A 12,827-nucleotide genomic window follows, 5' to 3' on the forward strand; every position below is an offset into this window, starting at 1 on the left:
CCGCGAGCGGGAGGGGGAGCGCATTCACACCGCCTTCAGCGCTTCCTCGAAGTCGGCGATCAGATCGTCGGCGTCCTCGACGCCGATCGAGATGCGCACCAGATTGTCGGTGATGCCGAGCGCCTGTTTGCGCGCATCGGGGACCGAGAGGTGCGTCATGCCCGCGGGGTGGCTGGCGAGCGTCTCGGTGCCGCCGAGCGAGACCGCGAGCTTGGCGATCTTGAGGCTGTCGAGGAAGGCGAAGGCCTCCTTCTCGCCGCCCTTCAGATAGAGCGAGAAGGTCGAGCCCGCGCCGGTGCAGTGGCGCTTGTAGATGTCGGCCTGGCGCGAACCTTCCTCGAGGAAGCCGAGATAGCCGACATGCTCGACCTTGGGGTGGGTGCGCAGGAATTCGCAGACCTTGGCGGCATTCTCGCCCGCACGGGACATGCGCAGCTCGAGCGTCTCGAGGCTGCGCAGCAGCATCCAGGCGGTGTTGGGGTCGCAGATCGTGCCGATCGTGTTGCGCATCAGCCGGATCGTGTTGATGTGCTCCTTCGAGCCGAGCACGCCGCCCGCGACGAGGTCCGAATGGCCGCCGGCATATTTGGTGAGGCTGTAGACGACGATGTCCGCGCCCTGCTGGAGCGGCTTGGCCCACAGGGGGCCGAGGAAGGTGTTGTCGATCGCGATCGGCGGCCTGGTGCCGTTCTTGAAGATCGCGTCGCGGCTCGCGGCCACGGCCTCGACATCGACCAGCGCGTTGGTGGGGTTGGCGGGCGATTCGAGATAGATCAGCGCGACATTGCCCGTCGCGGCCTTGCTCAGCACCGCGTCGATTTCCTCGCGGGTGGCGCCGGCGGGGAAGTCGAGCCAGTGGATGCCGAAGCGGCCGAGGATGCGCGCGATCAGCGTCTCGGTCGCGGCATAGAGCGGGCCCGAGTGGACGATCGTGTCGCCCGGCTTGACCATCGACAGGAAGAGCGTGGCGATCGCCGACATGCCCGACGAGAAGGCGAGCGCGTCCTCGGCCTCTTCCCAAACCGACAGGCGATCCTCGAGGATCTCCTGATTGGGGCCGTTGAAGCGCGAATAGACCAGCCCCTCGGCACCGCCCGGGCGCTTGCCGGTGACGCCCTCGAAGTGGCGCTTGCCCGCCGCGGCATTGGGGAAGACGAAGGTCGAGGTGAGGAAGATCGGCGGCTTGAGCGAACCCTCGGAGAGCATCGGATCATAGCCGTGCCCCATCATCAGCGTCGCGGGCTTGAGCTTGCGCTCGCCGACCGTGTCGATCGCCGGCTTGGGGCGTCGCCGCGGAGTGCCGCCGGACAGCTCGGCTTCGGTTTCGTCGGTCATTCAGCCTCTCCAATTCGCGTTAGTTGGTTACGCCTGTAACCAATTGGGCTGCGCGTTGCACCCCCGCATCCGAATGGCCGGCAACGACCCCCGCCTTCCGGAGCAATAGAAAACACAGTATGATGGAATGATCTCATGGGGGGCGCATATGCCGAACGAGCCTCTGATTTCGCGGCTGGCACAAGTCTATGCCGGTGAAACCATTCGATATCCGCATCTGAAGCCTGTCACGCTGGCGCAATGGCTGCTCGAAAGCGGGCGCGGTACTTCGGATCTTGCCAAGCTTCATTATAACTTCGGCGGCCTCAAGTGGCGACCCGAGATGGGACTGTTTGCGACGCGTGTGCTCTACAACGCGCATGACGGGCAGGACGCCTATTGCAAATTCGCGACGCTCGAAAATTTCATCGCGGGTTATTGGGCGTTCATCGGCCGGGCGCCCTATTCGGGCTGGGAGACGCACGTCGCGACGCCTGCCGACTATATCCGCTTCATCGGGCCGATCTATACGCCCAAGCCAGGCTATGCGGACGATGTCCTGGGCCTGGTGCCCGAGGCGGCGACGCTGCTCGACGCCGGTGCAGGCGCGGGTGCGGCGAGCTCGGGGGGCACGGACATCGGCACGATCGTGCTCGATCCCGGGCATGGCGGCGAAGCGCCGCTGGGGGGCAGCTCGCCCAACAACGCGATCAGCGCATCGGGCGTGAAGGAGAAGAAGCTGGCGCTCGATTTCTGCCTGATCCTGCGCGACGAACTGATCCGCCAGGCGAAGGCGGCGGGGCAGCGCATCAATGTGGTGATGACGCGTACCACCGACGTGAATGTCGGTATCGCCCAGCGGGCGGCGCTGGCCGGCAGCAGCAAGGCCGAGGCTTTCGTCTGCCTGCATTTCAACGGGGGTGCGCCCAGCGCGCAGGGCGCGGAGACCTATTATGCGGCGGCGGCCAACGGCAACAGCAACGAGGCCGAGGACAAGGCCTTTGCTACGGCAGTGCACGCGGGGCTGATCGCGGGAATGCGGGCGATCCATCCCCAGGCGCGCGACCGCGGCGTGAAGCCCGATACGCAATCGGGGCCGGGCGCGATGGGCGTGCTGCGCGACGCCGCGCTGGGTAACACCACGCGACCGAAGAAATGCGTCGCCGCCTATATCGAAGCGGAGTTCATCACCAACCGGACGATCGATCAGCTGCTGGTTTCCGGGCCCGACGCAGTGCCCAATCGCACCAAGGTGATGGCCTCGGTCGCCAAGGCGATCCGCACTTATATGGCCGCGCGAAGCTAGCCGAGGCCGATGATCGAGATCTGCCGGCCATAGTCGGCTTCGCCGCGGTGGGTGGCGCGGCGGAAGCTGTAGAAACGGTCGGGCTGCGCGTAGGTGTCCTGTCCCAGCATCTCGATCGTGCGCACGCCGGCTTCGGCGAGGCGGTGCGCGACATAGGCTTCGAGGTCGAACTGCCAGTGATCCTCGCGGCTTCCCTCGGTGAAGAAGCGCTCGTTGGCGGGGTCTTCCTCGGCGAAGCGGCGGAAGAAGCCTGCGTCGACTTCGTAGCTGGCGCGCGCGATGCAGGGGCCGATGGCAGCGGCGATCCGCTCGCGGCGCGCGCCCAGCGTCTCCATCGCGGCGATGGTCGAATCGGTGACGCCGCCGATTGCGCCCTTCCAGCCGGCGTGCGCGGCGGCGACGACGCCGGCCTCGCGGTCGGCGAGCAGGACGGGCGCGCAGTCGGCGGTGAGGATGCCGAGCGCGAGGCCGGGCCGGTCGGTGACCAATGCGTCGGCGCGGGGGCGCAGCGCATCGTCGAAAGGCTCGATCACTGTCACGGCGTCGGCCGAATGGACCTGAAAGACCGTGACCAGCCGCGCGGCCGGCAGCACCGCCTCGACCGCCCGGCGGCGGTTCTCGGCGATCAGCGCGGGATCGTCTGCAGAGCCCAAGCCGACGTTGAGTCCCGCGACCACGCCGGTGGAGGCGCCGCCGCGGCGGCCGAGGAAGCCGTGGGGCACGCCGGCGAGCGCCCGCGCCTGGAGCGTTTCGACCTGGCTCATAGCATCCGCCGCATCAATCGGTCCTCGTCCTCGTGATCGCCGACCATGAACGTGTAGGGGCCCTGATCCTCGAAACCGTAACGCTGGTAGAAGCGCTTGGCGCGGTGGTTGTCGATATAGACCGAGAGCCACAGCTCGCCGGCGCCGCGCGCGCGGGCGGTGTCGAGCGCCCATTGCATCAGCGCCTGGGCCGCGCCCGTGCCCTTGCCGCGCTCGAGCAGGTAGAGCTGGCGCAGCTCGAGCGCAGGGCCGGCAGGGGTGGCGGGCAGCGTGACCGGGCCGAGCTTGCAATAGCCGAAGGGGCCCTGTGCGTCCTCGGCGATGCGGAAGGCGAGCGCAGGGTCGGCGAGCTCGGCGGCCCATGCCTCGGGCGTGAAGCGCGCGAAGAAAGTGGCGAGGTCGTGCGGCTTGTAGAGATGCGCGAAGGTCGCGGCGAAGCTTTCGCGGAAGATCGCGTCGATCGCGGGCAGGTCGGCGGGGGTGGCGTCGCGGACGTTCATGCGAACCCCGCGGGCACGGGCCAGCCGGGGGCGGTCAGCGCGATGACCTTGAACAGGTCGCCCATCTGATCGGGCGCGACGAGCCGCTCGCGATCGGTTGCGAGCTGGGCGGCGCGGTCGGGGGCGGCGAGCGAGAGGCTGGCGGTGCGCTCGGCGATGCCGAGGCGCGTCAGGAACTCGCCCTGGGTCACGGGGCCGTGGACCACGAGCCCCTCGGCCTCGGCGGCTTCCTTCAAGGTGGCGAAATCGACGTGCGCGGTGAGGTCGGCCTGGCCGGGCGCCTCGAACGGATTGGCATAGCGATGGTAGCGCACCGCCTGGAGCGTGTCGCCGATCGCGGGCCCCATATAGCCATAGTCGATGACCAGCGCCGCGCCGCCCTGCGCGAGCAGCCGCGCGGCAAGCGCGCGCAGCACCGCGACGCCGGCCGGCGAGGTCTCGAGGATCGAGCCCGGCGGCGCGTCCTTGAGCTGGGGCGGGATGATCATGTCGAAGCTGCGGTCGCCGGCGATCGGCAGGAACAAAGTGTCCTGGCAGGCGACGAGCCGCTCGCGCCAGCCCTGGGCGGTCGCGACGAGCTGGCGGATCGGCAGCGCGTCGAAGAATTCGTTGGCGACGACGAGCAAAGGCGCGTCGTCGGGGAGCCCGACCAGGTCGAGGTGCCATTCGGCCTGGGGCAGCCGCTCGGCCTGGGCGGCGCGGAGCACGGGGCTGGTCTCGACCAGATCGACCGGGGGCGTGAAGCCGGCCTTGGCCATCGCCCGCAGCGCATCGGCGGCGAGCGTGCCGCGGCCCGGCCCGAGCTCGACATAGCGCGCGGCCGGGCGGCCGGCGCGGTCCCACAGGTCCGCCAGCCACAGGCCGATCAGCTCGCCGAACATCTGGCTGATTTCGGGCGCGGTGGTGAAGTCGCCGCGCGCGCCCAGCGGATCGCGCGTACCGTAATAATGCGCGTTGGCCGCGCCCATGAACTGCGACAGCGGGATCGGCCCGGCGAGCGTGATCGCGCGGGCGAGGCGCTCGGGGAGATGGGATTCGGACGCGTTCTGCGCGGCTTCCCCCGGTGCGGCGGACAAGGGGTTGTCGGTCATATTCCCCTCCCGCTTGCGGAAGGGGTCAGGAGAGGGGCTGTCTTGGGCACGCAGTCCACATGCCCTCCCCCGGCCCCTCCCGCAAGCGGGAGGGGAGCGAAGTTACGCCACGCTCTCCGATCCGGCGATCGGCTCGACGCGCTGGCGGCGGCCCTTGGCGGTGGCGATCAGATAGATGCCGCCGGCGATCATCGGCAGGCAGAGGATCTGGCCCATGTGGATCGTGTTGGCGAGGAAGGTGCCGGCGAACTGCTGGTCGGGCTCGCGGAAGAACTCGACGAAGAAGCGGCACAGGCCATAGCCGAGCAGGAAGATGCCGACGAGCTTGCCGGGCTGATAGCGCGAATTGGTGCGCCAGAAGAAGAACCAGAGCACGGCGAAGAGCAGCAGCCCCTCGAGCCCCGCCTCGTAGAGCTGGCTCGGATGGCGCGCCGGCTCGGGCACGCCGGTGGGCACGGTGTTGTGGAAGACGATCGCCCAGGGAACGTCGGTCGGCTTGCCCCAGAGTTCGCCGTTCACGAAGTTCGCGAGGCGGCCGAAGAACAGGCCGAAGGGCGCACAGCAGGCGACATAATCGTGGATGCGCAGCCAGTTGAGCCCCTGGCGCCGCGCGAGCAGGATGATCGCGATGGTGGTGCCGATCACGCCGCCGTGGAACGACATGCCGCCTTCCCAGAGCTGGATCAGCCGCAGCGGCTTGAGGAACATGTCGGGCGCGTAGAAGAGCACATAGCCGAGCCGGCCGCCGAGGATGATGCCGAGCGTGGCGTAGAAGACCAGGTCGTCGGCATGGCGGCGGCCCATCGGCGCTCCGGGCTGGGCGAGCAGCTTGAGCAGATACCACCAGCCGATGAGGATGCCGGTGATATAGGCCAGCGAATACCATTTGATGTCGAAGAAGCCGAGCGACAGCGCGACCGGATTGAGCCCCAGATCCTGGAAGCGGATATGGCCGGCGGCTGCGGCGAGGAAGTCTGTTGGCACGTCGATCGGTTCCCCGGTGGTGTGCGGCGGGGATAGAGCAGCCGCGCGGCAAACCCAAGACGAAACGGATCGGGCAGGGCGGCTGGCGCAGCGGGGCGGAGCGCGATAGAGCGGGGCGATGGCCGCGCACCTCCGAGCGAAGATCGACCGCCGCACGCTGCTGATCGGCGGTGGCGCCGGGCTGGGGCTGCTGGTCGCCTGGGCCGCCTGGCCGCGGACCTATCCGCCCAACCTCACGGCCGACGCGGACGAGAACCTGTTCGGCGCCTGGCTCAAGATCGGCACCGACGGGCACGTCACCGTCGCGGTGCCGCAGTGCGAAGAGGGGCAGGGCGTCTATACGGCGCTGCCGCAGATCCTGGCCGACGAGCTCGGGGCTGACTGGAAGCTGGTCGGAGTCGAGCCCGCGCCCCTCAATCCGCTCTACGCCAATGCGCTCGCCGCCGAGACGCTGTTCGAGGCCGCGTTCGGCGAGATGCCCGATCGGCTGCGCGCGCGCCACATCCGGAGCAGCGGGCTGATGCTGACCGGCGGATCGACTTCGGTGCGCAACTTCACGGGCGAGCTCAGGCAGGCGGGCGCGGCGGCGCGAGCGTTGCTGTGCAAGGCGGCGGCGCGGCGCTGGGACGTCGACTGGGAGGAGTGCACGACCGGGGACGGCATGGTGCTCCACGGCGGGCAGAAGCTCGGCTTCGGTGCGCTGGCGGCCGAGGCGGCGGACGAGCGCGTGCCGGGCGACGTGCCGCTGCGCAACGCCGGGCCGCGGCTGCTTGGCCAGCCGCTGCCGCGGCTCGACGCGCCGGCGAAGGTGGACGGTACCGCGGTGTTCGCGGGCGACGTGCGGCTGCCGAACATGGTCTATGCCTCGATCCGCCAGGGGCCGATCGGCGACACCCGGCTCGCCCGGATCGACCGCGCCGAGGGGGACAAGATCCCCGGCATGCTCGCGGTGGTGACGACCGACCAATGGGTGGCAGCGGTGGCGAGCAACTGGTGGGCGGCCGACCGCGCGCTCGATGCGATGCGCCCGCGCTTCCGCACGCCGAGCGACGTGATCAACGACGATTCGATCGAAGCGGCGCTGAGCGCGGCGTTCGACGGCAAGGGCGCGCGGCTCGCCAAGGCCGGCAATCTCGCCGCCGACTTCCGGGGCGCCCGCGTGGTGGCGGCGGAATATCGCGTCGGGCTGGCGCTGCACGCGCCGCTCGAGCCGATGACGGTAACTGCGCAGATCGTCGACGGGCGGCTGAGCCTGTGGTTGCCGACCCAGGCGCCGGGGCTCGCCCGGGCGGCGGCGGCGCGCGCGGCTGGCTTGAGCGAAGCCGATGTGACGATCCATCCGACGCTGGCGGGCGGATCGTTCGGCGCGCGGCTCGAGCAGGACGGTGCGGCGCAGGCGGCATTGCTCGCGCAGCGGATCGGGCGGCCGGTGCAGCTGGTCTGGCCGCGCGGCGAGGAGTTCCGCCAGGACCGCTACCGGACCGCCGCGGCGGGCAGGCTCACCGCCAAGCTGGATCAGGCGGGGCGGCTCACCGGCTGGCTCGCCAAGATCGCGGCGCCGAACAGCGGGCGCGAGCTTTCGGAGCGGCTGCTCGCGGGCGACGGGCTGGTGGGCGCCGCGATGGCGCTGCGTGGGAGCGGCGACCGCGCCGCGATCGACGGCGCGCTGCCGCCCTATGCCATTCCCAATCTCGCGATCGACCATCATCCGGCCGAGATCGGGATCCCCACCGGCTATTGGCGCTCGGGCGCGCACAGCTACACCTGCTTCTTCACCGAAAGCTTCATCGACGAGCTCGCGCATGTCGCCGAGCAGGAGGCGGTGTCGTTCCGCATGGCGATGCTGGCCAGCCAGCCGCGGCTCGCGCGCTGCCTGCAGCTCGCCGCGCAGCTCGGCGGCTGGCAGGGCGGCGTTCCGGGAAGCGGCCAGGGGATCGCCTGCCACAGCCTGCGCGGATCGCACATCGCGGTGATGGCGGAAGCGAGCCTGACGGGCGACCGGCGAGTGAAGGTCGAGCGGCTGGTCGCGGCAGTCGATTGCGGGCGCGTGGTCAACCCCGACCTGGTGCGTCAGCAGATCGAGGGCGGGCTGGTCTTCGGGCTGGCGGCGGCGACGGGCTGCTCGACCGGCTTCACCGAGAATGTCGCCGACGTGCGCCAGTGGAGCGAGCTGGGGCTGCCGACCCTCGCCGATTCGCCCGACATCACCGTCGAGATCGTGCCGAGCGTCGCCGAGCCGGGCGGCGCGAGCGAGCTGGCGGTGCCGCCGGTGGCCCCGGCGATCGCCAACGCCCTCCAGGCCGCGACCGGCGTGCGCTTTCGCCGGCTGCCCTTGCTCTCGGACATGGAATGAACGCTCCCCTGAACCCCGCGCCGCGGATCGGCGTGCTGCTGGTCAACCTGGGCACGCCCGACGCGCCCGAGCCGCGCGCGGTGAAGCGCTACCTGGCCGAATTCCTCTCCGACCGCCGAGTGATCGAGATCCCGGCGGTTGCCTGGCAGCCGATCCTGCGCGGCGTGATCCTGCGGACGCGGCCGGCCAAATCGGCGCATGCCTACAAACAGGTATGGCGCGAGGACGGGTCGCCGCTCGCCGCGATCACGCGCGAGCAGGCGGCGGCGCTGCAGGGGGCGTTCGGGCCCGACGTGACCGTCGACTATGCGATGCGCTATGGCCGGCCGGCGATCGCCGATCGGGTGCAGGCGCTCAAGCAGGCCGGATGCGAGCGCATTCTGATCGCATCGCTCTATCCGCAATATTGCGCGGCGACCACCGCAACCGCCAACGACCGCGCCTTTGCGGCGCTCGCGCGCATGCGCTGGCAGCCGGCGCTGCGCACGCTGCCGCCCTATTACGACGACCCGGCCTATATCGAGGCGCTCAAGGCGAGCGTGGAGGCGTCGCTGGCCGCGCTCGACTTCGCGCCCGACGCAGTGCTGGCCAGCTTCCACGGCATGCCCGAGCGGACGCGGCTGCTCGGCGATCCCTATCATGACCATTGCCACGAGACGGCGCGGCTGCTGAGCGAAGCGCTCGGCCGCGAGCTGACCGTCACCTTCCAGTCGCGTTTCGGCCGGGCGAAATGGCTCGAGCCGGCGACCGACAGGGTGCTGGCGGAACTGCCGGGCAAGGGCGCCAGGCGCGTGGCGATCGTCGCGCCGGGCTTCTCGGCGGATTGCGTCGAGACGCTCGAGGAGATCGCGATCCGCGGGCGCGAGACCTTCATGGAGGCCGGCGGTGCCGACTTCGCCTATCTGCCGTGCCTGAACGCCAGCGAGGGCGGAATCGCGATGCTGCGCACCATCCTGGCGCGCGAGCTGCGCGGCTGGATCGAGTGAACAGCCACTTCTACTTGTCACAATCCACTTCTAGGCGCGCGCTTCGGTTCCGAATCTCTATCGGGCCGCTTGAGTAACCACCCCTGTCTGCCCTAGCGTCAGGCAAACGGACAAAGGAGAGGACGGCATGGCACGCGTGGCGATCGTGACGGGTGGGACCCGGGGCATCGGCGAGGCGATCAGCCTCGCGCTCAAGGATGCGGGGATGACGGTCGCGGCGAACTATGCCGGCAACGACGAGAAGGCGCGCGACTTCACCGAACGCACCGGGATCAAGGCGTACAAGTGGGACGTGGGCGACTTCGACGCCTGCGCGGCGGGCGTGGCGCAGGTCGAGGCCGATCTCGGGCCGGTCGACGTCGTGGTCAACAATGCCGGCGTCACGCGCGACGGCACGATCCTGAAGATGACGCGCGAGATGTGGGAAGACGTGATCCGCATCAACCTGGGCGGCTGCTTCAACATGGCGCACGCGACTTTCCCGGGCATGCGCAGCCGCAAATGGGGGCGGATCGTCAACATCGGGTCGATCAACGGCCAGGCGGGCCAATATGGCCAGGTCAACTATGCCGCGGCCAAATCGGGCATCCACGGCTTCACCAAGGCGCTGGCGCAGGAAGGCGCGCGCGCGGGCGTGACGGTGAACGCGATCGCGCCGGGCTATATCGACACCGATATGGTCGCCGCAGTGCCGCCCGAGGTGCTCGAGAAGATCGTCGCCAAGATCCCCGTCGGCCGGCTGGGCCAGGCGAGCGAGATCGCGCGCGGCGTGGCGTTCCTCTGCTCGGAGGACGCGGGGTTCGTCACCGGATCGACGCTGTCGATCAACGGCGGCCAGCACATGTACTGAAAATGCGAAGGGCCGGCCCCGTGGGACCGGCCCAGGCCCTCGATACGCTACCGGAGGGCAGATTACGCAAACAACGGGTTCACCATTGGCGGAGTTCCGGTGATTCGTTGCTGAACGGCCCGGTCATCTGGCGTTCATCTTTCGAAGGCTGGCGGACGTGGGGCGAGCCGCTATGAGGGCGCCAATGCGCTTCCCGCTGCTGCTCTCCACCCTTGCGCTGCTGCCGCTTTCGACCTCGGACGAGCAGGTCCGGCTGGTGCTGGGCCACAGCGCACCGATGCGCGCGACGCCGGTGGCGCTGAGCGCCGACCCGGCGGTGCGCGGCGCGGGCGCGCTCGTCTATCTGGGCGGGCTGCGGCTCGCGAGCGACGACCGGGCGTTCGGCGGCTTCTCCGCGATCCAGGTCGATGGCGACCAATTCACCTTGCTGAGCGACGCGGGCAACATCGTGCGCTTCCGCATGGGCGCGAACCTGCGCCCGCACGCGCTCGCCTATGGCGACCTGCCCGGTGGGCCGGGCAGCGGATGGCGCAAGCGCGACCGCGATTCGGAATCGCTCGCGCGCGATCCCGCCACCGGGCGGCTGTGGGTCGGCTTCGAGCATCACAATGCGATCTGGCGCTACGACGGCGGCTTTACGCATGCGGAGCGGCGGGCGAACCCTTCGCAGATGTCCGCATGGCCGATCGCCGGCGGGCCCGAGGCGATGGTGCGGCTGCGCAGCGGCGCCTTCCTGGTGATATCGGAGACGGCGCGGCCCAAGGGCAAGTCCAACGCACGCGAGGCGCTGCGCTTCGCCGGCGACCCGACCGAGCTCGGCCCGGCGCCGCTACGCTTCGCCTATGTGCCGCCGGCCGGATATGATCCGGTGGACATGGCCGAGCTTCCCGACGGACGGCTGCTGGTGCTCAACCGCGACTTCAAGCCGGCGGGGCTGTTCACTGCGAAGCTGGTGCTGGCCGATGCGCGCCGCCTGCGGCCGGGCGCGGTGGTGCAGGGGCGCGAGATCGCCACGCTGGCGGCGCCGCTGCTGCACGACAATTTCGAGGGAGTCGCGGTGACGCGCGAAGGCAGCGACACGATCGTGTGGATCGTCTCGGACGACAATTCCCAATTCTGGGAAGCGTCGCTGCTGCTGAAGTTCCGGCTCGAGCTGCCGCCCGAGCCGGAGAAAGGGAATTAGGCCGCGGCCGGAGCGGCGGTGGTCGCCTTGCGCACTTCGCGCTTCAGGCGGCGCGCACGCAGCGAGAGGTCCTCGTCGCGGGTCTTGAGCAGCCAGTTGTCGAGACCGCCGTTGTGCTCGACCGAACGCAGGCCGTGAGTCGACACGCGCAGGCGCACGCTGCGGCCCAGCGCGTCCGAGATCAGCGTGACGTTCTGCAGGTTCGGCAGGAACGTACGCTTGGTCTTGTTGTTGGCGTGGGAGACGTTGTGTCCCACCTGCCGGCCCTTGCCGGTCAGCTCGCAAATGCGCGACATCGCTTCAAATCCTGAGTTTGGCCCCATGGGAGCCGGAAAGGCCGCGCCGATACCCCTTATGGGACGTTGCGTCAACCGATTCGCCGATCAAAGCGCGCGAACGGCCGCAACCCGGACGGTTGTTGCACGTTGGTAACGCTGTCGATCCGTCTGCGGAAGAGGAAGCGAATGCGTGCAATCCTGGTTCTGATCGGGCTGGCCTTGCTGGCCGTGGTGGTGCTGATGGCGATCGGCATGATCCGAATCGAGCAGCAGCAGGGCGCGTCGCTGCCGCGGCTTACCGTCGGCGCCGAGGGCGGCCAGCTTCCCAAGTTCAAGGCCGAGACGGGCAGCGTCGGGATCGGGACGACCAACAAGACCGTCCAGGTGCCCACGGTCGAAATGACCAACAAGACCGTGGCGGTTCCCGAGATCCAGGTGAAGCAGGCAGGCGCGAGCCCGACGCCTGCGCCGACGGCGCAATGAAGCCGAGCGCGGGCCGGATCGCCGCGGCGGCGCTGTTGCCGCCGCTCGGCGTCTATCTCGAGCGCGGCTCGGGCAGCGAATTCCTGATCAGCTGCGGACTGACGCTGCTCGGCTTCGTGCCGGGCATGGCCTATGCGCTATGGATGGTGCTCCGGCGCGAGCCCGGGCACGCGCCCCCGCCGGCGCCCGCGGCCGCCTGAAGGTGACGCGGGCGGGGTGAATCGCTAAGCCCGCCCCGATGTTTCCGCTCCCTCTTCCGATGCGCGCCGCGCTCGACGCGGCCGGCGCGGCCGCCGAAGCGGGCGAAGTGCCCGTCGGGGCCGTGCTGGTGCGCGGCGGCGAAGTGATCGTGGCGGCGGCCAACGCGCCGCGCACGCTCAGCGATCCGACCGCGCACGCCGAGATGCGCGTGATCCGCGAAGGCGCGCGGCTGCTCGGGCGCGAGCGGCTCGAGGATTGCGACCTGTGGGTGACGCTCGAGCCCTGCGCGATGTGCGCCGGCGCGATCGCGCACGCCCGCATCGCGCGGCTCTATTACGGCGCGAGCGATCCCAAGGGCGGCGCGGTGGAGCACGGCCCGCGCTTCTTCGCCCAGCCGACCTGCCACCACCGGCCGGAAGTCTATCCCGGCATCGGCGAGGCCGAGGCGGGGGAATTGCTGCGCGGGTTCTTCCGCGATCGACGATAGGGGCGGCTGCGGGCCTCACGCGGCGCCGATCGCCAGCCATTGTGAAG

General features: G+C 69.7%; 14 protein-coding genes. 8 read left to right on the plus strand and 6 right to left on the minus strand.

Features of this window, described 5'->3' with window-relative positions; genetic code table 11:
• Positions 1 to 24: 24 nt before the first annotated feature.
• Positions 25 to 1,335, minus strand: a complete 1,311-nt coding sequence (locus J7500_RS05825) for a cystathionine gamma-synthase family protein (protein ID WP_294060574.1) — start codon at positions 1,333 to 1,335, stop codon at positions 25 to 27.
• Between the two features lie 148 nt (positions 1,336 to 1,483).
• Here J7500_RS05825 and J7500_RS05830 point away from each other — a divergent pair, with 148 nt between their 5' ends.
• Positions 1,484 to 2,620: an N-acetylmuramoyl-L-alanine amidase gene (locus tag J7500_RS05830; RefSeq protein ID WP_294060575.1), complete on the plus strand. Its 1,137-nt coding sequence runs from the start codon at positions 1,484 to 1,486 to the stop codon at positions 2,618 to 2,620.
• Here J7500_RS05830 and pgeF read toward each other — a convergent pair.
• From pgeF to lgt, 4 genes are all read right to left on the minus strand, one after another.
• Positions 2,617 to 3,384, minus strand: a complete 768-nt coding sequence (pgeF, locus tag J7500_RS05835) for a peptidoglycan editing factor PgeF (RefSeq protein WP_294060576.1) — start codon at positions 3,382 to 3,384, stop codon at positions 2,617 to 2,619. The genes J7500_RS05830 and pgeF overlap by 4 nt on opposite strands.
• Positions 3,381 to 3,884, minus strand: coding sequence for a GNAT family N-acetyltransferase (locus tag J7500_RS05840; RefSeq protein ID WP_294060577.1), 504 nt, complete (start codon positions 3,882 to 3,884; stop codon positions 3,381 to 3,383). The genes pgeF and J7500_RS05840 overlap by 4 nt, the downstream gene beginning before the upstream one ends.
• Entirely contained in the window at positions 3,881 to 4,975 is a 1,095-nt protein-coding gene (locus J7500_RS05845) for an SAM-dependent methyltransferase (protein WP_294060579.1), read from the minus strand. Before J7500_RS05845 ends, J7500_RS05840 begins: the two co-directional genes overlap by 4 nt.
• 102 nt (positions 4,976 to 5,077) lie before the next feature.
• Positions 5,078 to 5,959, minus strand: coding sequence for a prolipoprotein diacylglyceryl transferase (lgt, locus tag J7500_RS05850; protein WP_294060580.1), 882 nt, complete (start codon positions 5,957 to 5,959; stop codon positions 5,078 to 5,080).
• A gap of 118 nt (positions 5,960 to 6,077) precedes the next feature.
• On the opposite strand from lgt, the gene J7500_RS05855 reads away from it, so the two are divergent.
• The 4 genes from J7500_RS05855 (at position 6,078) to J7500_RS05870 (ending at position 11,331) form a co-directional block, all read left to right on the plus strand.
• Positions 6,078 to 8,312 carry a molybdopterin cofactor-binding domain-containing protein gene (locus tag J7500_RS05855; RefSeq protein ID WP_294060581.1) on the plus strand — a complete coding sequence of 745 codons (2,235 nt, stop codon included), beginning with the start codon at positions 6,078 to 6,080 and terminating at the stop codon, positions 8,310 to 8,312.
• The gene (gene hemH / locus J7500_RS05860; RefSeq protein ID WP_294060582.1) at positions 8,309 to 9,298 is read left to right on the plus strand and encodes a ferrochelatase; all 990 of its coding nucleotides are present in this window, start codon (positions 8,309 to 8,311) and stop codon (positions 9,296 to 9,298) included. The genes J7500_RS05855 and hemH overlap by 4 nt, the downstream gene beginning before the upstream one ends.
• A 127-nt stretch (positions 9,299 to 9,425) precedes the next feature.
• Positions 9,426 to 10,148: an acetoacetyl-CoA reductase gene (gene phbB, locus J7500_RS05865; RefSeq protein WP_294060583.1), complete on the plus strand. Its 723-nt coding sequence runs from the start codon at positions 9,426 to 9,428 to the stop codon at positions 10,146 to 10,148.
• Between the two features lie 184 nt (positions 10,149 to 10,332).
• Complete coding sequence (locus J7500_RS05870; RefSeq protein ID WP_294060584.1) at positions 10,333 to 11,331, plus strand: esterase-like activity of phytase family protein; 999 nt, start codon at positions 10,333 to 10,335, stop codon at positions 11,329 to 11,331.
• Here the strand turns inward: J7500_RS05870 and rpmB are convergent.
• A complete protein-coding gene (gene rpmB / locus J7500_RS05875) occupies positions 11,328 to 11,627 on the minus strand; it encodes a 50S ribosomal protein L28 (RefSeq protein ID WP_294060585.1) in 300 nt (99 codons plus the stop codon). The genes J7500_RS05870 and rpmB overlap by 4 nt on opposite strands.
• Positions 11,628 to 11,795: 168 nt before the next feature.
• On the opposite strand from rpmB, the gene J7500_RS05880 reads away from it, so the two are divergent.
• From J7500_RS05880 to J7500_RS05890, 3 genes are read left to right on the plus strand one after another with little or no spacing between them, the layout of a single operon-like run.
• Positions 11,796 to 12,092 (plus strand): hypothetical protein, encoded by a 297-nt coding sequence (locus tag J7500_RS05880; RefSeq protein WP_294060586.1) that lies wholly within the window; start codon positions 11,796 to 11,798, stop codon positions 12,090 to 12,092.
• Positions 12,089 to 12,292 carry a YqaE/Pmp3 family membrane protein gene (locus J7500_RS05885; RefSeq protein WP_294060587.1) on the plus strand — a complete coding sequence of 68 codons (204 nt, stop codon included), beginning with the start codon at positions 12,089 to 12,091 and terminating at the stop codon, positions 12,290 to 12,292. The genes J7500_RS05880 and J7500_RS05885 overlap by 4 nt, the downstream gene beginning before the upstream one ends.
• A 59-nt stretch (positions 12,293 to 12,351) precedes the next feature.
• A complete protein-coding gene (locus J7500_RS05890; RefSeq protein WP_294060703.1) occupies positions 12,352 to 12,780 on the plus strand; it encodes a nucleoside deaminase in 429 nt (142 codons plus the stop codon).
• The last annotated feature ends 47 nt before the right edge of the window (positions 12,781 to 12,827 follow it).

It is taken from the genome of Sphingomonas sp. (assembly GCF_017744835.1).
In the GTDB taxonomy this organism is placed as follows: Bacteria; Pseudomonadota; Alphaproteobacteria; order Sphingomonadales; family Sphingomonadaceae; genus Sphingomonas.

Excerpts from the sequence above, each read along its gene's own strand:
- J7500_RS05825 (WP_294060574.1), bottom strand. The coding sequence starts at position 1,335 with ATGACCGACGAAACCGAAGCCGAGCTGTCCGGCGGCACTCCGCGGCGA.
- J7500_RS05830 (WP_294060575.1), top strand. The coding sequence starts at position 1,484 with ATGCCGAACGAGCCTCTGATTTCGCGGCTGGCACAAGTCTATGCCGGT.
- pgeF (WP_294060576.1), bottom strand. The coding sequence starts at position 3,384 with ATGAGCCAGGTCGAAACGCTCCAGGCGCGGGCGCTCGCCGGCGTGCCC.
- J7500_RS05840 (WP_294060577.1), bottom strand. The coding sequence starts at position 3,884 with ATGAACGTCCGCGACGCCACCCCCGCCGACCTGCCCGCGATCGACGCG.
- J7500_RS05845 (WP_294060579.1), bottom strand. The coding sequence starts at position 4,975 with ATGACCGACAACCCCTTGTCCGCCGCACCGGGGGAAGCCGCGCAGAAC.
- J7500_RS05855 (WP_294060581.1), top strand. The coding sequence starts at position 6,078 with ATGGCCGCGCACCTCCGAGCGAAGATCGACCGCCGCACGCTGCTGATC.
- hemH (WP_294060582.1), top strand. The coding sequence starts at position 8,309 with ATGAACGCTCCCCTGAACCCCGCGCCGCGGATCGGCGTGCTGCTGGTC.
- phbB (WP_294060583.1), top strand. The coding sequence starts at position 9,426 with ATGGCACGCGTGGCGATCGTGACGGGTGGGACCCGGGGCATCGGCGAG.
- J7500_RS05870 (WP_294060584.1), top strand. The coding sequence starts at position 10,333 with ATGCGCTTCCCGCTGCTGCTCTCCACCCTTGCGCTGCTGCCGCTTTCG.
- rpmB (WP_294060585.1), bottom strand. The coding sequence starts at position 11,627 with ATGTCGCGCATTTGCGAGCTGACCGGCAAGGGCCGGCAGGTGGGACAC.
- J7500_RS05880 (WP_294060586.1), top strand. The coding sequence starts at position 11,796 with ATGCGTGCAATCCTGGTTCTGATCGGGCTGGCCTTGCTGGCCGTGGTG.
- J7500_RS05885 (WP_294060587.1), top strand. The coding sequence starts at position 12,089 with ATGAAGCCGAGCGCGGGCCGGATCGCCGCGGCGGCGCTGTTGCCGCCG.
- J7500_RS05890 (WP_294060703.1), top strand. The coding sequence starts at position 12,352 with ATGCGCGCCGCGCTCGACGCGGCCGGCGCGGCCGCCGAAGCGGGCGAA.